Source organism: Kineococcus gypseus (genome assembly GCF_050871305.1).
GTDB lineage: Bacteria > Actinomycetota > Actinomycetes > Actinomycetales > Kineococcaceae > Kineococcus > Kineococcus gypseus.
In genome coordinates this window covers 48,537-67,057 of sequence record NZ_JBJLRD010000023.1, presented here as the reverse complement: position 1 = coordinate 67,057, position 18,521 = coordinate 48,537, and the positions used below count along the sequence as shown (strand labels likewise).

At 75.9% G+C, this 18,521-nt stretch carries 16 protein-coding genes; 4 read left to right on the top strand and 12 right to left on the bottom strand.

Annotated elements, in window-relative coordinates:
* Positions 1-201: 201 nt before the first annotated feature.
* The 3 genes from ACRYMN_RS10900 to ACRYMN_RS10890 form a co-directional block, all read right to left on the bottom strand.
* Positions 202-1,530, bottom strand: coding sequence for an SGNH/GDSL hydrolase family protein (locus tag ACRYMN_RS10900; protein WP_432494867.1), 1,329 nt, complete (start codon positions 1,528-1,530; stop codon positions 202-204).
* A gap of 13 nt (positions 1,531-1,543) precedes the next feature.
* Positions 1,544-2,320: a polysaccharide deacetylase family protein gene (locus ACRYMN_RS10895; protein ID WP_432494865.1), complete on the bottom strand. Its 777-nt coding sequence runs from the start codon at positions 2,318-2,320 to the stop codon at positions 1,544-1,546.
* 150 nt (positions 2,321-2,470) lie between these two features.
* Positions 2,471-3,865 (bottom strand): glycine--tRNA ligase, encoded by a 1,395-nt coding sequence (locus ACRYMN_RS10890; protein ID WP_432494863.1) that lies wholly within the window; start codon positions 3,863-3,865, stop codon positions 2,471-2,473.
* Between the two features lie 195 nt (positions 3,866-4,060).
* On the opposite strand from ACRYMN_RS10890, the gene ACRYMN_RS10885 reads away from it, so the two are divergent.
* The 3 genes from ACRYMN_RS10885 (at position 4,061) to ppc (ending at position 7,971) form a co-directional block, all read left to right on the top strand.
* Complete coding sequence (locus ACRYMN_RS10885; RefSeq protein WP_432494861.1) at positions 4,061-4,498, top strand: Fur family transcriptional regulator; 438 nt, start codon at positions 4,061-4,063, stop codon at positions 4,496-4,498.
* Positions 4,499-4,627: 129 nt separating this feature from the next.
* Complete coding sequence (locus ACRYMN_RS10880; RefSeq protein WP_432494859.1) at positions 4,628-4,906, top strand: HU family DNA-binding protein; 279 nt, start codon at positions 4,628-4,630, stop codon at positions 4,904-4,906.
* Positions 4,907-5,151: 245 nt separating this feature from the next.
* Positions 5,152-7,971 carry a phosphoenolpyruvate carboxylase gene (ppc, locus tag ACRYMN_RS10875; protein ID WP_432494857.1) on the top strand — a complete coding sequence of 940 codons (2,820 nt, stop codon included), beginning with the start codon at positions 5,152-5,154 and terminating at the stop codon, positions 7,969-7,971.
* A gap of 37 nt (positions 7,972-8,008) precedes the next feature.
* Here ppc and trmB read toward each other — a convergent pair whose 3' ends face one another.
* Positions 8,009-8,737 (bottom strand): tRNA (guanosine(46)-N7)-methyltransferase TrmB, encoded by a 729-nt coding sequence (gene trmB / locus ACRYMN_RS10870; RefSeq protein ID WP_432494855.1) that lies wholly within the window; start codon positions 8,735-8,737, stop codon positions 8,009-8,011.
* Between the two features lie 54 nt (positions 8,738-8,791).
* On the opposite strand from trmB, the gene ACRYMN_RS10865 reads away from it, so the two are divergent.
* On the top strand, positions 8,792-9,589 hold the full coding sequence (locus ACRYMN_RS10865) for a PhzF family phenazine biosynthesis protein (protein WP_432494853.1): 798 nt from the start codon (positions 8,792-8,794) through the stop codon (positions 9,587-9,589).
* Here ACRYMN_RS10865 and ACRYMN_RS10860 read toward each other — a convergent pair.
* The 8 genes from ACRYMN_RS10860 to ACRYMN_RS10825 all read right to left on the bottom strand — a co-directional run bounded on the left by ACRYMN_RS10860 (position 9,574) and on the right by ACRYMN_RS10825 (position 18,500).
* Complete coding sequence (locus ACRYMN_RS10860) at positions 9,574-10,920, bottom strand: cytochrome P450 (RefSeq protein WP_432494851.1); 1,347 nt, start codon at positions 10,918-10,920, stop codon at positions 9,574-9,576. The two genes, ACRYMN_RS10865 and ACRYMN_RS10860, sit on opposite strands and share 16 nt — an antisense overlap.
* Positions 10,921-10,937: 17 nt before the next feature.
* The gene (locus ACRYMN_RS10855; protein WP_432494877.1) at positions 10,938-11,795 is read right to left on the bottom strand and encodes an isoprenyl transferase; all 858 of its coding nucleotides are present in this window, start codon (positions 11,793-11,795) and stop codon (positions 10,938-10,940) included.
* A gap of 102 nt (positions 11,796-11,897) precedes the next feature.
* Entirely contained in the window at positions 11,898-12,647 is a 750-nt protein-coding gene (recO, locus tag ACRYMN_RS10850) for a DNA repair protein RecO (RefSeq protein WP_432494849.1), read from the bottom strand.
* A 53-nt stretch (positions 12,648-12,700) separates the two neighbouring features.
* Positions 12,701-14,311: a GGDEF domain-containing protein gene (locus ACRYMN_RS10845; RefSeq protein ID WP_432494847.1), complete on the bottom strand. Its 1,611-nt coding sequence runs from the start codon at positions 14,309-14,311 to the stop codon at positions 12,701-12,703.
* A 157-nt stretch (positions 14,312-14,468) separates the two neighbouring features.
* A complete protein-coding gene (leuA, locus tag ACRYMN_RS10840; RefSeq protein WP_432494875.1) occupies positions 14,469-16,211 on the bottom strand; it encodes a 2-isopropylmalate synthase in 1,743 nt (580 codons plus the stop codon).
* A gap of 219 nt (positions 16,212-16,430) precedes the next feature.
* Positions 16,431-16,598 (bottom strand): hypothetical protein, encoded by a 168-nt coding sequence (locus ACRYMN_RS10835; protein ID WP_432494845.1) that lies wholly within the window; start codon positions 16,596-16,598, stop codon positions 16,431-16,433.
* Positions 16,599-16,677: 79 nt separating this feature from the next.
* Positions 16,678-17,580, bottom strand: a complete 903-nt coding sequence (locus ACRYMN_RS10830; protein ID WP_432494843.1) for a carbohydrate ABC transporter permease — start codon at positions 17,578-17,580, stop codon at positions 16,678-16,680.
* Positions 17,580-18,500, bottom strand: coding sequence for a carbohydrate ABC transporter permease (locus tag ACRYMN_RS10825; RefSeq protein ID WP_432494873.1), 921 nt, complete (start codon positions 18,498-18,500; stop codon positions 17,580-17,582). The genes ACRYMN_RS10830 and ACRYMN_RS10825 overlap by 1 nt, the downstream gene beginning before the upstream one ends.
* Between the last annotated feature and the right edge of the window lie 21 nt (positions 18,501-18,521).

Genomic DNA, 18,521 nt, shown 5'->3' with positions numbered 1-18,521 from the left:
GGGCGGAGTGTTGCCCGAGCGCACCCGCCCGCCGGCTCGGGGCGGCGCCCGGGGGCGCGGCGGGGGCCCCCCCCCCCCCCCCCCCCCCCCCCCCCCCCCCCCCCCCCCCCCCCCGGCGCGCCGGCGGCCCCCGCGGCGCCCGGGGAGGGTCGGGCGCCGCGCGAGCCGGCCGGCGGGGAGGTCCCGCTCAGCGCGGGGGCCTCAGCGGAAGAGCCGCAGCGGCACGGCCTCGGCCATCGCCCGCATCCCGGCGTCGTTGGGGTGCAGGTGGTCGCCGGAGTCGTAGCGCGCGTCCAGCCGCTGCGGGTCGCGCGGGTCGCGCACCGCCGCGTCGAAGTCGACGACGGCGTCGTACTCGCCGCTGGTGCGGATCCAGCGGTTGACCTGCTGGCGCGCCGCCTCGTTCTCCTCGCTGTAGAAGCCCAGCGTGTCGTCCTTGAACGGCAGGATGGTGCCGCCGATCGCCTTGATGCCCAGCTGGTGGGCCCGGGCGATGAGCTGGCGGTGCGCGTCGATGATCTGCTGGGCGGTGACGGTCTCGGACTCCGGCGCCGAGGTGCCGGGGTGGCCGAGGTCGTTGACGCCGAGCAGGACCACCAGGTACTCCGCGCCCGGCTGGGCGGCCACGTCGCGGTCGAAGCGGCGCAGCGCGCTCTCGCCGAAGAAGGCCGCGTAGCCCTCGGCGGGCGAACCGGCCGGCGGGTTGGGGTCGTGCAGCAGGCGGTTGCCGCTGACGCCCTTGTTGAGCACCCCGCGCTCGGGCAGGCGCCGCTCCTGGCGCAGGCGCTCGGCCAGCAGGTCCGGCCAGCGCCGGTTGGCCCCGCGGGTGGTCTCCGCGCCGTCGGTGATGGAGTCGCCCAGCGCGACGATCGCCGCGGCCCGCTCGCGCTCGGGCACCATCACGCTGACGCCGGAGAGGAAGTACCACTGCCCCACCGTCGCGGTGGGCGTGACGCTGGGCGCAGCGGTGACGTTGCCGGCGGCGACGACGTTGTCCTGGTAGGGGAACGCGTGCACGGTGGTCACCGGGGTGGCCTCGGGCAGGTGGATGCTCACCACGAGGTCGCCGCCGTCGGGCAGGTCGAGCTGAACCGGGTCGCTCAGCAGCGGTGAGCCGGCCGGGACGGTCGTGGAGGTGCTGCCGCCGAAGGTGATCCTGCGGTCGGTGCCCGGCTGGACGTCGGTGCCCGAGCCGCCCGGCGCGCGCAGGCCCACGTGCGCCTCGCCGATCACGAGCGGGGTCTCGCCGAACTCGTTGGTGAAGCGCAGCTGCAGCCTGCGCCCGCCGATGCTGGCGTGCAGCACCTGCCGGACGGTCTGGTCCTGCAGGACGGCGACACCGCTCGCGGGCACGGCGGTGGGCACGTTGGCCCAGGTGCCCACCCACTCCGCGCCCGTGCCGCGCCCGTGCGCGGCGCGGGCGGCGACCGAGGGGTCGGGCGAGGCGGTGGTGGCGGAGCCGGCGCCCAGGACGAGGGCACCGGTCAGCAGGGCGACGGCGCGCAGGCGCCGGGTGCGGGTGGTGGCCACGGTCCGCACCCCCTCAGCGCCCGGTCTCGGCGGTGGTGACGCGGATCTCCGGCTGGGAGAAGTGCCAGCCGGCGGCCTTCAGCTCCGGGATGAGCGTGGCCACCGCGTCGACGGTAGGCGTGCGGTCGCCGCCGCCGTCGTGCATGAGCGCCACGGCACCGGGGGTGAGCTGGTCGCGCACCCGCTGGGCGAGCTGCTCGGCGGTGGCCGGCTCCCAGTCGGAGATGACGAAGCGCCAGCCCAGCGGCTGCATGCCCTCCTCGGCGGCCACGCGCGCCACGCGCCCGTCGGCGCCCCAGTCGCCGTAGGGGGCGCGGAAGAAGGGGATCTTCGCGTTCGGCACGATCGAGCGGATCAGGGCGCTGGTCTCGCGCAGCTCCGCGCGGATGGCCTCAGGGTCCTTCGCGCCCATGAAGTCGTGGTGCATGGTGTGGTTGCACAGGGTGTGGCCCTCGGCCGCGATGCGGCGCACCAGGTCCGGGTACTGCTGCACGTGGTCGCCCCAGAGGCAGAACGTGGCCTTGACGCGGTTCTCGCGCAGCACGTCCAGCAGCGCGGCCGTCTCGTTCGCGTCCTGCGCGTCGTAGGGGTCGTCGCCGTTGGGGCCGTCGTCGAAGGTGAAGCTGACGGACTTCCCGCCGCTCTGGGTGCTGGTGACCACCTCGGGGGTGGGGTTCTTCGCCTGCGCCGGGCCGGTGGCGAGAGCGGCGACCGCGGTGGCGGCCAGCGCGGTGGCGGTCAGGCGGCGCGCCCGGCGCGAACGGGTGGGACGGGGCTCGGAGAGCTGCACGAGCTACCTCCTCGTAGCTGAGAAGACCCTGGGTGTCGGGGCCGCAGCAGAACGTAGGGCGCCTGAGCACCTTTCCGCAAGGCTTCCGGAACCCCCCGTCACCGGGCACCGCCGCGCTCGCGCGGGCGCGGCGGTGCCCGGGCCCGGTCCTCAGGCCCCCAGCAGGCGGCTGCCCAGCCAGCCGGCGACCTGGCCCAGGCCCACCCGCTCCTGCGCCATCGTGTCGCGCTCGCGGATGGTCACGGCCTGGTCCTCGAGGGTGTCGAAGTCCACGGTGATGCAGTACGGCGTGCCGACCTCGTCGTGGCGGCGGTAGCGCCGCCCGATCGCGCCCGCGTCGTCGAACTCCACGTTCCAGTGCGTGCGCAGCTCGGTGGCCAGGTCGCGCGCCTTCGGCGAGAGCTGCTCGTTGCGCGAGAGGGGGAAGACGGCCGCCTTCACCGGCGCCAGGCGGTGGTCCAGGCGCAGCACGGTGCGCTTGTCGACCCCGCCCTTGGTGTTGGGCGCCTCGTCCTCGGAGTAGGCGTCGACCAGGAACGCCATGAGCGAGCGGGTCAGGCCGGCCGCGGGCTCGATGACGTACGGGGTCCAGCGCTCGCCCTTGGCCTGGTCGAAGTAGGACAGGTCCACGCCGGACTCGCGCGAGTGCGTCGACAGGTCGTAGTCGGTGCGGTTGGCGATGCCCTCCAGCTCGCCCCACTCCGAGCCCGTGAAGCCGAAGCGGTACTCGATGTCCACGGTGCGCTTGGAGTAGTGCGACAGCTTCTCCTGCGGGTGCTCGAAGAAGCGCAGGTTGCCCGGGTCGATGCCCAGTCCCACGTACCAGGACATGCGCTCGTCGAGCCAGTACTGGTGCCAGGTCTCGTCGGTGCCGGGCTCGACGAAGAACTCCATCTCCATCTGCTCGAACTCGCGGGTGCGGAAGATGAAGTTGCCCGGGGTGATCTCGTTGCGGAAGCTCTTGCCGATCTGGCCGATGCCGAACGGCGGCTTCTTGCGCGCCGAGCCCATGACGTTGGCGAAGTTGACGAAGATGCCCTGCGCGGTCTCGGGCCGCAGGTAGTGCAGGCCCTCCTCGTCGACCACCGGCCCCAGGTACGTCTTCATCAGGCCGGAGAATTCGCGCGGCTCGGTCCACTGCCCGCGCACGCCGGTGTCGGGGTCGACCACGTCCGCCAGGCCGTTGACCGGCGGGTGCCCGTGCTTGGCCTCGTACGCCTCGAGCAGGTGGTCGGCGCGGTAGCGCTTGTGCGTGACGAGCGACTCCACCAGCGGGTCGGTGAAGACGGCCACGTGCCCGGAGGCCTCCCACACGCGCCGCGGCAGGATCACCGAGGAGTCCAGGCCGACGACGTCGTCGCGCGAGGAGACCATCGTGCGCCACCACTGGCGCTTGATGTTCTCCTTCAGCTCCACGCCGAGCGGACCGTAGTCCCAGGCGGAGCGCGTCCCGCCGTAGATCTCCCCGCTGGGGAAGACGAACCCGCGGCGCTTGGCGAGGTTGGTGACGGCGTCGAGTCGGGAGGCGGAGCTGGGCTGGGCCACGCGAGATCTCCATCCGGCTGGGTGTCGGCGGACCGGGCCGCGCCACCGTGCGGCGCGGCGCCCCGCCCGGTGGCGGGGCGCTGACGAGGCTACGCGCTGAGCGGACGCGACCGCCGCGCGGGCGGGCGGTGACGTACAGTCGCAGCTCGCGGTACGCGGGCGCAGGGGGCGCCCGGCGCGGCGAGAGGAGCAGCCGTGAGCACCCCGGCCCGCCGGTCCACCCGTCAGCGCTCGGCGGTCTCCGCCCTGCTCGACGAGGCCCAGGCCTTCCTCTCCGCGCAGGAGCTGCACGCGCGCCTGCGCGCCCGCGGCGACAGCGTGGGCCTGGCCACCGTCTACCGGGCGCTGCAGGCCCTGGCCGAGGACGGCGACGTGGACGTGCTGCGCACCGACGACGGCGAGGCCGTCTACCGCCGCTGCAGCACCGGGCACCACCACCACCTCGTGTGCCGCTCGTGCGGGCGCACGGTGGAGGTCGAGGGCCCGCAGGTGGAGGCCTGGGCGCGGCGCACCGGCGCCGAGCACGGCTTCACCCAGGTCGAGCACGTCGTGGAGGTCTTCGGCGTGTGCGCGCCGTGCAGCGCCGCGGCCGCGCCCCCCGCCGACCGGCCCGCCGCGGACGAGCACGCCTGAGCCCGGACCCTTGCCCGGGCCCCTCCCGGGCCCCTCCCGGCGCGCCGCGCGACCGCCCCTGCGGGGCGCCCGGCGTGACGGCGGGTAACGTCGCGTGCCGACCTGTCCCCCACCACCCCGGGAGAACCCGTGAACCGCTCCGAACTGATCACCGCCGTCGCCGAGCGCAGCGGCGTCTCGCAGGCCGACGCGGACTCGGTGCTCAGCGCCTTCGGCGACGTGCTGCTCGAGGCCGTCGGCCGGGGCGACGCGGTCAAGCTGCCCGGCCTGATGACGGTCGAGCGCGTCGAGCGCGCCGCCCGCACCGGCCGCAACCCGCGCACCGGCGAGACGCTGGAGATCGCCGCCTCCTTCGGCGCGAAGCTGACCGCCGGCTCGAAGCTGAAGGCCGCCGCCGCCGGTTCCTGAGGACCGGCGCCGCACCGGCGCCGGGCGCCGGGGGCCGGCGCCGGGGGGCCGGCGCCCCCTGCCGGGCGCGCCCGTCACCGCCCCGGCTTCCCGCCGGGGCACCGGACGCGCAAGACTGCGCGCACCGACCCGTCCGGGCCGGTGCGGCCCGCCGGCCGGTACGGCGGGCCGGCGGTCCACGGCAGCAGCAGCGTGACGGAGTCAGCGTCGACCCGGCACCGGCAGGGAGGCGAAGGCCAGCAGTCATGAGCACGCGCACCGAAACCCCCACCCACGGTCCCCTGGCCGTCGACGGCGTCTCCTCCGACGAGGGCCACGCGGCGCTGCGCGCCTCCGTGCGCCGGCTCGGCGAGCTGCTCGGCGAGTCCCTGACCCGCCACGAGGGCGCCGACCTGCTCGACCTGGTCGAGCAGGTGCGGGCCCTGGCGCGCGAGCCCGACGACGGCGCGAAGCTGGCGGAGCTGCTCTCCGGCGTGGACGACCGCACCGCGATCGTGCTGGCGCGCGCGTTCACCGCGTACTTCCAGCTGGCCAACGCCTCCGAGCAGGTGCACCGCGGCCTGGAGCTCTCGCGCCAGCCCGCCGGCGGGCTGAGCGCGGCCGTGCAGCGCCTGCACGAGGCCGTCACCGCCGGCGACGCCGACCCGCGCGAGGTGCGCGAGGTGCTCGGGCGCCTGCAGCTGCGCCCGGTCTTCACCGCCCACCCCACCGAGTCCAGCCGCCGCTCGGTGCTGGACCTGCTGCTGCGCATCACGGCCATCGTCGAGGCCAGCGAGGACCCGCAGCAGCGCGCCGTGGACGCCGAGCGCGGTCGGCGCCGCCTGGCCGAGCTGGTGGACCTGCTGTGGCAGACCGACGAGCTGCGCGTGGAGCGGCCCCGCCCGGCCGACGAGGCCCGCTCGGCGCTGCACTACCTGCGCACCCTGTCCGCCGACGTCCTGCCGGACCTGCTGGAGGACCTCGAGGTCGGCCTGGCGCACGCGGGGCTGGACCTGCCCGCGGGCGCGCGCCCGCTGCGCTTCGGCAGCTGGGTCGGCGGCGACCGCGACGGCAACCCCAACGTCACCCCCGAGGTGACGCTGGAGGTGCTCGGCCTCATGCACGAGGCCGCCCTGGACGTGCTCTCGGCCGCGGTGCGCGAGCTGCGCACCGAGCTGGCGGCCTCCACGCAGGTCGTGGGCGTCTCCGCGGAGCTGGCCGCCTCCCTCGAGCGCGACGCGCACCTGCTGCCGGAGGTGCGCGCCGACCGCGAGCGCCTCAACGGCGAGGAGCCGTACCGCTTCAAGCTCTCCTACGCGCTGGCCCGGCTGGAGGGCACCCGCGCGCGGCTGCGCTCGGGCGGCGAGCACGTGCCGGGCCTGGACTACTCCGGGCCCGAGGAGTTCGCGGCCGAGCTGCGCCTGCTGCAGGACTCCCTGCGCGCCAACGACGGCGACCTGGTGGCCGAGGGGTCGGTGGCGCGCCTGCTGCGCACCGCGCACGCCGTCGGCTTCGGCCTGGCCACGCTGGACGTGCGCGAGCACGCCGAGCGCCACCACGCCGCGCTGGCGGCCGTCTACGACCGCCTGGGCGAGCTGGTGCAGCCGTACGCCTCGCTGGACCGCGACTCGCGCCGGCGGCTGCTGAGCCGGGAGCTGGCCGGGCACCGCCCGCTCATCGGCGCCGCGGTGCGCTCGCTGACGGGCACGCCGGCGCAGGTCATGCACCTGTTCGCCACGATCCGCGCCAGCCTGGACCGCTACGGCGACGACGCGGTGGAGAGCTACATCGTCTCCATGACGCAGGGCGTGGACGACCTGCTGGCCGTGGTGGTCCTGGCCCGCGAGGTGGGCCTGGTGGACCTGGCCGACGGCGGGCGCGGCGACGGCGCCGGGCCCGGCGACGTCGCGCGCATCGGCTTCGTGCCGCTGTTCGAGACGGTCACCGAGCTGGAGGCGGCCGAGGAGCTGCTGGAGGGGCTGCTCTCGGACCCCTCCTACCGCCGCGTGGTCGCCGCCCGCGGCGACGTGCAGGAGATCATGCTCGGCTACTCGGACTCCTCCAAGGACGCCGGCATCGCCGCCTCGCGCTGGCAGATCCACCGCGCGCAGCGGGCGCTGCGCGACGTGGCGCGCCGGCACGGCGTGGTGCTGCGCCTCTTCCACGGCCGCGGCGGCTCGGTGGGGCGCGGCGGCGGCCCCACCGGGGAGGCGATCCTGGCGCAGCCGTACGGCACCCTGGACGGGCCCATCAAGGTCACCGAGCAGGGCGAGGTGATCTCCGACAAGTACGTGCAGCCGCGCCTGGCCCGGCACAACCTGGAGGTGGCGCTGGCCGCCGCGCTGGAGGCGTCCACGCTGCACCGCAGCTCGCGCCTGGGCGACGACGTCCTCGACGCCTGGGACGGCACCATGGACGTGCTGGCCGCGGCCGGTCAGCGCGCCTACCGCTCGCTAGTGCGCGACCCGGGCCTGGTGCCCTTCTTCCTGGCGGCCACCCCGGTGGAGGAGCTGGGCAACCTCAACATCGGCTCACGCCCCTCGCGCCGCCCCGGCGGCACCGGCGGCCTGGAGGACCTGCGGGCCATCCCGTGGGTGTTCGGCTGGACGCAGAGCCGCATCAACGTGCCCGGCTGGTTCGGCGTGGGCTCGGGGCTGGCGGCGGCGCGCGCGGACGGGCGCGGCGAGGAGCTGCGCGAGATGTACGCCAGCTGGCACTTCTTCCGCAGCTTCGTCTCCAACGTGCAGATGACGCTGGCCAAGACGGACCTGGGCATCGCGGCGCACTACGTCGAGGAGCTGGTGCCCGCCGGGCAGCGCGGCGCCTTCGACGTCATCCGCGAGGAGCACGCCCGCACCCTGGAGCAGGTGCTGTGGGTGACCGGGCAGGAGTCGCTGCTGGAGGGCGCGCCGGTGCTGCGGCGCACGCTGGAGCTGCGCGACGCCTACCTCGCGCCGCTGCACGCGCTGCAGGTCAGCCTGCTGGCGCGCGCCCGCGCCGCCGGCGAGGGCGTGGACCCGGCGCTGCGCCGGGCGCTGCTGCTGACGATCAACGGCATCGCCGCCGGGATGCGCAACACCGGCTGAGCCGTCGCCGGTGCCGGACGGCCCGCTCGCGCCCCGCTCAGGGCGCGGGCGGGCCGTCCGCCGTCGCGGGGCGCGCGGCGGCCGGGCCGGGCCGGCGGGCGAGCAGGTCGGTGACCGCGTGCCCGCGCCGCAGGCCGCGCTCCTCGAAGCGGGTCAGCGGGCGCCACGGCGGGCGCTCGCGCCCCTCCTGCAGCTCCAGCCCCGGCTCGGCGGCCAGCACGGCGGCCACCTGCTGCGCGTACGGCTCCCAGTCGGTGGCCACGTGCAGCAGCCCGCCGGGCGCGAGGCGGTCGGCCACCAGGGCCGCGAAGGCGGCGTCGACCAGGCGCCGCTTGTGGTGGCGCGGCTTGGGCCAGGGGTCGGGGAAGTACACCCGCACCCCGGCCAGGGCGCCCGGCGGCACGCGCTCGCGCAGCAGCAGCCGCCCGTCGCCCTCGAGCACCCGCACGTTACCCAGGCCGCGCTCGTGCAGGCCCACGAGCAGCGCGGCCACCCCGGGGGTGTGCACGTCCACGGCGAGCACACCGGTGCCCGGGTCGGCCTGCGCCATCTCCAGGGTGCTGCCGCCGGTGCCGAAGCCGATCTCCAGCACGACGGGCACGCCCTCGCCGAAGAGCGCGGGCAGGTCCAGCGGGCCGTCGCCGCCGGGCACGGCGCGGGAGGCGGGGTGCTCGCGCAGCGCCTCGAGCCGCGCGGTGCTCATCCGGCCGCGGCGCAGCTTGTACGAGCGCGGCGCCTCGCGGGCCGCGTCGGAAGAGGTGCTCACCCCACCATCCTCGGGCACCGCCGCCCGGGCCCGGCGCACCGCTACCGTGCGGGCGTGCGCGTGCCGTTCTTCCAGCTCGACGCCTTCACGACCCGCCGCTTCGCCGGCAACCCGGCCGCGGTGCTCGTGCTGGACGACTTCCCCGACGACGCGCTGCTGCAGGCGGTCGCCGCGGAGAACAACCTCGCCGAGACGGCGTTCCTCGTCCCGCCCGCCTCGCCCGGCGGGCGGTACCGGCTGCGCTGGTTCACCCCCGTGCTGGAGGTGCCGCTGTGCGGGCACGCCACGCTGGCCTCGGGCGCGGTGGTCCTCGAGCGCCTCGAGCCCGGCCGGGCGGACGTCGTCTTCGACACCGCCAGCGGTCCGCTGACCGTCGAGCGCGAGGGCGGCGCCTACCGGCTGGACCTGCCGGCGCGCACCGTGCGCCCGGTGCCGGAGCCGGCGGGGCTGGCGGCCGCGCTGGGGGCGGCGCCGGTGGAGGTCCACACCACCGACGGGGGCAACTACCTCGTGCTGCTGCCCACCGCCGCCGACGTGCGCGCGCTGGCGCCGGACCCGGCCGCCGTGGCCCGCCTGGAGCGCACCGGGGTCGTGGTCACCGCCCCCGGCGACGGCCCCCACGACGTCGTCAGCCGCTACTTCGCCCCCGCCAAGGGGGTCCCGGAGGACCCGGTGACCGGGGCGGCGCACTGCGCCCTGGCGCCGTTCTGGGCCGCGCGCACGGGCCGGACCACCCTGTTCGCCCACCAGGCGTCGCCGCGCGGCGGGGAGCTGACCTGCCGGCTGGTCGGCGACCGGGTGCACCTGGTGGGCTCGTGCGTGCCCTACCTGGAGGGTCACGCCGAGCTCTGACGGGCCTCCACCGGCTCCCCCGGGTCCACGGGCAGTCTGCGCCAGCCGCGCAGCACCCGGGTGGTGGTGCGCCGCGCCCCCGTCCGCAGCCGCAGGCCGGGGAAGCGCTCGAAGAGCGCGCGCAGGCCCACCTCGCCCTCCAGGCGGGCCAGCGCCGCCCCGAGGCAGAAGTGCCGGCCGGCGGAGAAGGCGAGGTGCTCGCGGGCGTTGGGCCTGCGCACGTCGAAGCGGGCCGGGTCGTCGAAGACGAGGGGGTCGCGGCCGGCGGCGCCGAGCAGCAGCACGACCCGCCGGCCGGCCGGCACGGGCCGCCCGGCGACGGTGGTCGCGCGCAGCGCGCGGCGCGAGGTCAGCTGCACGGGCGCCTCCAGGCGCAGCGACTCCTCCACGACCCCCGGCCACAGGGCGGGGTCGGCGCGGACCAGCGCCAGCTGGTCGGGGTGCTCCAGCAGCAGGTGGGTGGCCGAGCCGAGCAGGTTGACCGTCGTCTCGAACCCGGCGGCCAGCAGCAGCCCGGCGGTGGCGCGCAGTTCGCGCTCGGACAGCCGCCCGCCGCCCTCGTCGTCGGTGGCGGCGACCAGGCCGCTGAGCAGGTCCGGGCCCGGCTGGCGGCGCAGCTGCTCCAGGTGCCGGGCGATCCAGGCGTCGAAGCCGCGCAGCGCCACCTCGACGGCGCGGTGCTCGCGCCAGCCGGCGGCGACCTCCAGGGTGCCGGCCAGGCCCGCCTCGAAGGCGCGCAGTTCCTCGCGCCGGTGCGCGGGCACGCCCAGCAGCTCGGCGATGACGGCCACCGGCAGCCGCAGCGCGTAGTCGCGCACCGCGTCGGCCCCCGGCCCGCGCGCGGCGAGCTCGTCGAGCAGCTGCGCGGCGATCCCCTCCACCCGCGGGCGCAGCCCCTCCACCGCCCGGGCGGTGAACACCTTCGAGACCAGGCGCCGGTAGCGGGTGTGCTCGGGCGGGTCCACCGCGAGCATGGAGGGCGGCTCGACCGGGTGCACGGGCCGGTCGCGCTCGGTCCAGGCGGCCAGCGGCCGCAGCTGCGGCACCGGCACGTCGTGCACGGCGCTGACGCCGAAGTCCGGGCTGCCGAGCACCTCCCGCACCGCCGCGTGCGAGGCGCTCATGCTGGTGAAGGCCCCGTCGAGCAGCGGCCCGGCCGCGCGGACGCGCTCGTGGAACGCGTACGGCTCGCGCCAGGTGGCCGGGTCGGCCAGCAGCAGCGACTGCAGGTCCCCCTCGCGCGCCCCGCGCCGAACCGCCACGCGCGGCAGGCCGTGCTGCAGCCCCCAGCGCAGCGCCGAGCGCACCTCGCGCCCCACGACCGTGCCCACCGCGCTCCCCCGCCCGCTCAGGCCGGCCCGGTGCCGGGGGCGCCCGACGTGCCGGGGGCGTCGGGGGCGTCGACGGCGCCGCCGTAGCGGCGCTCGCGCCCGGCGTAGGTCTCGATCGCCGCCCACAGCGCGCGCCGGTCCACGTCGGGCCAGAGCACGTCGGAGAAGACCATCTCGGCGTAGGTGGACTGCCACGGCAGGAACCCGGAGGTGCGCTGCTCACCGGAGGAGCGCCAGAACAGGTCCACGTCGGGCATGTCGGGCTCGTCGAGGAAGCGCGCCACGGTGCGCTCGTCGACGCGCTCGGGGTCCAGCCGGCCGGCGGCGGCCTCGCGGGCGATGGCGCGCGCGGCGTCGGCGATCTCGGCGCGCCCGCCGTAGTTGACGCACATCGTCAGGGTGCACACGGTGTTGTCGCGGGTCAGCTCCTCGGCGGCCTCCAGCTCGCTGACGACGCTGCGCCACAGGCGCGGGCGGCGCCCGGCCCAGCGCACCCGCACGCCCCAGGAGTGCATCTCGTCGCGGCGGCGGCGGATGACGTCGCGGTTGAAGCCCATGAGGAAGCGCACCTCGTCGGGGCTGCGCTTCCAGTTCTCCGTGGAGAAGGCCCACGCGGACACGTGGGTCACCCCGACCTCGATGGCCCCGGCGACGACGTCGAGCAGGGACGCCTCCCCGCGCTTGTGGCCCTCGTTGCGCGGCAGGCCGCGCTGGTTGGCCCAGCGGCCGTTGCCGTCCATGACGATCGCGACGTGGCGGGGCACCAGCTCCGGCGGCAGCTGCGGCGCCCGGGCCCCGGAGGGGTGCGGCGGCGGCGCCACGACGGTGCGGGGCTGCGCCGCGGCGGCGCGGCGGGCGGCGGTGCGTCGGCCCAGGGTGCTCACGGGCCCCGAGCTTGGCACGGCGGCGCTGGGGACGGGGCGGCGGGCGGGGCGGGCGCGGTGGCGGGTGGGGCGGGGTGGCGGGTGGGGTGGCGCTCAGACGCGCTCGACGTGCCGCAGCGAGCGGATGCCGCGCTCGAGGTGCCACTGCAGGAACGCGGCCACCAGGCCGCTGGCCTCGTCGCGGCAGCGCCCGTCGGCGGTGTCGGCCGCGGCCCAGTCGCCCGTGAGCAGCGCGGAGAGCAGCTGCAGCGTGCGCGGGTCGGGGGCGGCCGAGCCCGGGGGGCGGCACACCGGGCACACCGCGCCGCCGGCGGGCACGGAGAAGGCGCGGTGCGGGCCGGGGGCGCCACAGCGGGCGCAGTCGGCGAAGCTGGCCGCGTAGCCGGCCACGGCCAGGGAGCGCAGCAGGAAGGCGTCCAGGACCATCGGGGCGGCGTGCTCGCGCCGGGCCAGGGTGCGCAGCGCCCCCACCAGCAGCAGGTACTGCTGGGTGCTGCTCTCCCCCTCGACCTCGGTGAAGCGCTCGGCGGTCTCCAGCACGGCGTGCCCGGCGGTGTAGAGGCCGTAGTCGGCGGCGAGCACCGCGCCCAGCGGGGCCAGGACGTCGACCTGTGTGACGACGTCGAGGCTGCGCCCGCGGTGCAGCTGCACGTCCACGCACGTGAACGGCTCCAGCCGGGCGCCGAAGCGCGAGGAGGTGCGCCGCACGCCCTTGGCCACGGCCCGCACGCGCCCGTGGTGGCGGGTCAGCAGCGTGATGACGCGGTCCGCCTCGCCGAAGGTGGTGGTGCGCAGCACGACCGCCTCGTCGCGGTAGCTGCGCGGTCCCCCGATCCCACCCACGCCGCCACCCTAGGCGCCACCACCGACACCGGCGCCGCGCAGCGCCGGGCGGCTCAGGCCAGCTCGAGGCGGTCGCCGCCGGCGCGGCGGGCGCGCGCGCAGGCCGCGTCGGCCGCGGCCAGCGCCTCGGCCGCCGGGGCGGGGCCCGCCGCGCCCAGCGAGGCCGTCACCCGCAGGCCGGTGGCCAGCCCCCCCCACGGCTCCTCGCGCACGGCCGCCAGCAGGCGCGCGGCCACGGCGGGCGCCTGCGGGTCGGCGCCGTCGGCGCCGTCGGCGGGCAGCAGGACGACGAACTCGTCGCCGCCGTAGCGCACCAGCACGTCGTCCTCGCGCGAGCCGGCCCGCAGCAGGGCCGCCACCCGGCGCAGCACGGCGTCGCCGACGTCCGGGCCGCGCTCCTCGTTGACCGCGCGCAGCCCGTCCAGGTCCACCAGGACGGCGCCGAAGCGCTGGTCGGGGCGCTCCAGCAGCTGCTGCAGGCGCCGGCGGTTGCCCAGGCCCGTCATGGGGTCCTCGAGCGCGGCGCGGCCCTGCCGCTCGACCTGCTCGGCCATCGCGTGCTGGCGGATGCGGTCCTGCAGCGCCTCGAAGCGGCTCTCGCGGTCCTCCCACAGCCGCGACAGGGAGATGCGCGCCAGCTCGCCCAGGGCGTCGACGGCGTCGTGGCCGCCGTGGTGGCGCACGGCGGTCTCGGCGCGCACCTTCAGGGCCGTCAGCCCCCACACGTCCAGCTGGGTGCTGGAGGAGGTGCGCTGCACGGCGGCGAGCAGCTCGCGCGCGCCCTCGTCGTCGCCGGCGCGCGAGCGCGACAGGGCCAGGCCCACGCGCGCGATCTGCGTCTCGACCAGCTCCTCGCGCTGGCGGAAGGCGGCGGCCGCGGCGCGCAGGCGGGCGCCGGCCAGGTCCGGCTCGCCGGTGCGGTGCAGCACGAAGCCCTCCACGGCGTCGGCGCGCGCGCGCATCTCCGGGTAGCCGACGCGGTCGGCCAGCTCGCGCATGCGCGCGGCGTGCTCCAGGGCGCGCGCGTAGCGCGGGCCGCTCTCGCCCCCGCGGCCGACCACGTCGAGCATCGCGCCCCAGGAGACCTCCAGCACGGCGGCCTCCTGCACGACGTTCAGCTGCACGCGCGGGGGCGGGAAGGACAGCCCGAGCATCAGGTGCATCAGCTCGTCGGCGGGTTCGAACAGCGCCAGCGCCCGCAGCGCCAGGGCCACGGACATGGTGGCCGAGAGGTGGTCGTAGGTGCGCACCGGCTGGGCGGTGACGATCAGCTGCGCCTCGGCGAGGTGGTCCATCGCCAGCGCGGTCATGCCCAGGTCCACGCGCGCCTCGGCCAGCAGCGACAGGGCCTTGGCGCGCCAGACGGGGTCGGCGCGCGGGCCCAGGCGGTGCAGCAGGTGCCCGGCCTCCTCGGCGGCCTCGGCGGCCCGGCCGAGCTGGTGCAGGGCGACGCAGCAGATGAACTGCAGGTACCGGGCGGTGCGCTCGTCGCCGGCGGCCTCGCACAGCACCAGGCCCTCGCGGGCGGCGTGCACGGCGCGCTCGCCGTAGCCGTCGAGGTAGAGCCGGTGCGCGGCCTCCGCGAGCGCGTCGAAGGGGCCGAAGGGGCCGAAGGGCTCCAGCTCGCCCCCGGCCGCCCGCACGGCGGGTCCAGCGCTGCCCACGTCGATCGCCCTCCTGTTCCGTGCGCGGTCGAGCACGGATGGTGACTGATCTTAACCGCGCCGGGGGCCCGCGCAGCCGGAACACCGGGTGCGTGCGTGTTCAACGGCCCGCGGGCGCCCCGCCGCCCCCGGTGGAGCGGGCGGCGGGGCGGAGCCGTCAGCGCAGGGCGCGGTTGACGGCGGAGACGATCGCCTTGAGCGAGGCGGTGGTGATGTTGGCGTCCACGCCCACGCCCCACAGGACGCGCTCGCCCACGGCGCACTCGACGTAGGCGGCCGCGCGCGCGTCGCCGCCCGCGGAGAGGGCGTGCTCGGCGTAGTCGAGCACGCGCACGTCCACCGGCGCCGCGGCCAGCGAGGCCAGCGCCGCGCAGAAGGCGGCGATGGGGCCGTTGCCCGTGCCGGAGACCGTGCTGACGGCGCCGGCGTCGAGCAGGTCGACCTCGAGGGCGTCCAGGCCGTCGACCTCGCTGACCGAGCGGGTCGCGCGCAGCGCGAAGCGGCCCCAGTCGGGGGTGCCCGAGGGCGAGGACGAGGGCAGGTACTCGTCGGCGAAGATGGCGTAGATCTCCGCCGCGGAGACCTCCCCGCCCTGCGCGTCGGTGCGCTCCTGCACCACGCGGCTGAACTCGATCTGCAGCCGACGCGGCAGGTCCAGCTGGTGCTCGCTCTTGAGCAGGTAGGCGACCCCGCCCTTGCCGGACTGGGAGTTCACCCGGATCACGGCCTCGTAGCTGCGCCCGACGTCCTTGGGGTCGACGGGCAGGTACGGCACCGCCCACTCCACCTCGTCCACGCCGCGCCCGGCGGCGGCGGCGTCGCGCTCCATCGCCTCCAGGCCCTTCTTGATGGCGTCCTGGTGCGAGCCGGAGAAGGCGGTGAAGACGAGGTCGCCGCCGTAGGGGACGCGCTCGCCCACCGGCAGCTGGTTGCAGTGCTCGACGGTGCGGCGGATCCGGTCGATGTCGGAGAAGTCGATCTGCGGGTCGACGCCCTGGCTGAAGAGGTTCAGCCCCAGGGTGACCAGGTCGACGTTGCCGGTGCGCTCGCCGTTGCCGAACAGGCAGCCCTCGATGCGGTCCGCGCCCGCCAGGTAGCCCAGCTCGGCCGCCGCGACGCCGGTGCCGCGGTCGTTGTGCGGGTGCAGCGAGATCAGCAGGTCCTCGCGCCGGGCCAGGTTGCGCGACATCCACTCGATGGAGTCCGCGTACACGTTGGGCGTCGTCATCTCCACCGTGGCCGGCAGGTTGACGATGACCTTGCGGTCGGGCGCGGGCTCGAAGACGTCCACGACGGCGTCGCAGATGCGCCGGGCGAACTCCAGCTCGGTGCCGGTGTACGACTCCGGGGAGTACTCGTAGTAGACGGTGGTGCCCGGGACCGTCTCCTCGTACTTGCGGCACAGCCGCGCCCCCTGCAGGGCCAGGTCGACGATGCCGTCCTGGTCCATCCCGAACACCACGCGCCGCTGCAGCACCGAGGTGGAGTTGTACAGGTGCACGATGGCCTGCTTCGCCCCGCGCAGGGACTCGTAGGTGCGCTCGATGAGGTGCTCGCGCGCCTGGGTCAGCACCTGGATCCGCACGTCGTCGGGGATCAGGTCCTGCTCGATGAGGGTGCGCACGAAGTCGAAGTCGGTGCGGCTGGCCGAGGGGAAGCCCACCTCGACGTCCTTGTAGCCCATCTCGACCAGCAGCTTGAACATCCGCAGCTTGCGCTCGGCGTTCATCGGGTCGATGAGGGCCTGGTTGCCGTCGCGCAGGTCCACCGCGCACCAGCGCGGCGCCTGCGTGATGCGCTTGCCGGGCCAGGTGCGGTCCGGCAGGTCCACGGCGATCTGCTCGTGGAACGGGCGGTACCGGTGGTACGGCATCGACGACGGCTTCTGGGTGTTCTCCACGGCTCTGGTCTCCTCCACGCGTGCCCGGGTGTGCTCGGCCGGCGCGCACGACGAGGTCCCGCGACGGGGGGACCGGCCTAGCTGGCCCCGCCGCGGCGGCGAAGGAGGAGGGTCTCCCGTCGAGCCACACGGGCACCGTACGCGCACCGGGCGCGCCTCGTCCACGCGGGGGGCGCGCCGGGGCGCCCCGGCCCCGGCCGGGGCCGGGGCGCGGGCCGCTCAGGCGTCGTCGCGCGGGTTCAGCTGCTCGGGGTCGGCGTCGGGGTCGTCCCCGGCGCCGGGGTCGGCGGCGGCGCCGTCACCGGTGCTCACCCCCCGCAGGTCGCGGGGGTTGAGCTCGGCGGGGTCGCCGTCGGGGTCGATGGGCTCGGTGCTGGGTTCGCTCACGGACCCACCTTGCACCGGCGCCGTGCCCGCGGCACCCCGGGAGCGCCCCGGTGCTCCCCCGCTCGCGGCCCGGTGGGGCTCACTTGATCGCGCCGCGGGTCACCCCGCTCATCACCCAGCGCTGCGCCAGGACGTAGACGACGATCGTGGGGGCCATGGCCATGAGGTACGAGGCGAAGGCGACGTTGTAGTCGGTGGAGAAGGCCAGCTGGAAGATCTTCTGCACGACGGGGATGGTCTGCAGCGTCTGGTCGGCGGTGATCAGCGACGGCATCATGTAGTCGTTCCAGCTGGCCAGGAAGGCGAAGATGCCGACGGTGGCGTTCATCGGGGCCAGCAGCGGGAAGACGATGCGCCAGAACACCTGCCAGGTGCTGGCGCCGTCCATGCGGGCGCTCTCCTCCAGCTCGGCCGGCACCGAGCGCAGGAAGGCGGAGTACAGCAGGACGCTGAAGGAGAGCTGGAACATCACGTGCAGCAGGGCCACGCCGCCGGGGTCGTCCAGGCCGAGCAGGGCGGTGAGCTTGACCTGGGGCAGCGCCACCACCGGGAACGGGATGAACATCGCGGCCAGCAGGTACACGTAGGAGTAGCGGAAGAGGCGGTGCTCCCAGTTGCGCACGATGGCGTAGGACGCCCAGGAGGCCAGCAGCAGGCACCCGGCGACGCTGGCGGCGGTGACCAGGGTCGAGACGGCGAAGGCGCGGGCGAAGCCGGTCAGCGTCCAGGCGTCGGCGAAGCTGGCCCAGTTCAGCGGCCACGGCGGCGCGAAGCCGGTGCCCCGCACGGCCTGCTCGGGCGTCTTGAACGCCATGACGACGGCGAAGTACAGCGGCACCAGCACGGTCAGGGAGGCCAGGGCCAGCAGGGCGGTCAGGCCCCAGCCGCGCCCGCGGCGGCGGGTGCCGACGACCTCCAGCTCGCGGCGGGGCGCGGCGCCGCGCGAGGCGGCGGCGACGGTGGCGGGATCGACGGTGGTCATCAGAGCGACACCCCTCGGCGGCGGATGATCTGCAGCTGCAGGACGGAGACGACGACGGTGAGCACGAAGAAGACCACCGCGTTGGCCATCTGGTAGGCGTAGTCGCCGCTGGTGAAGCCGGTGAAGATGGTCATGGCGACGCTGCGGGTGGCGGTGCCCGGGCCGCCGTCGGTCAGGCCGACGATGACGTCGTAGGCGTTGAGGAAGTTCTTGAAGCCGAGCACGGTGTTGATGACGACGTACCCGGCCACCAGCGGCAGGGTCACCGACCGGAACTGCCGCCAGGCGGAGGCGCCGTCCAGGGCGGCGGCCTCGTAGACCTCCTCCGGCACGGCCAGCAGGCCGGCCAGGTAGATGATCAGGGCGCTGGGCACCGCCTGCCAGGCGGTGACGAGGACGACGGCCACCCAGGCGAGGTCGGGGTTGGCGATGAGGCTCTCCTGCAGCCAGGAGATCCCCAGGGCGCCGGCCAGGGCGGGCAGCGAGCTGGAGAAGAGGTAGTTGAAGACGAAGGCGATGACGATGCCGGAGACGACCATGGGGAGGAAGAACACCCCGCGCAGCGCGGTCTTCAGGTGGATGCGCGCGTTCAGGCCCAGCGCCAGCGCCAGGGCGACGACGTTGACCAGGACGACCGTCACGACGGAGAAGCCGAGGGTGAAGGCGTACGACTGCAGGACGTTCGGGTCGCGGAAGAGCACCGCGTAGTTGGCCAGCCCGATGAACTCCCACTCCCCGTACCCGACGTAGTCGGTGAGGCTGATCACCGCGCCGACGAGCGCCGGCACGGTGATGAAGAGGGTGAACAGGGCGACGGCGGGCAGCAGGAACAGGTGCGAGGTGAGGTCGGGCCGGCGCCGGGGCGCGCTGCGGCCGGTGACGGCGAGGTCGCCGCCGGCCGTGCGCGCGCGGGTGCGCAGCCGGTGGGTGGAGACGGTGGC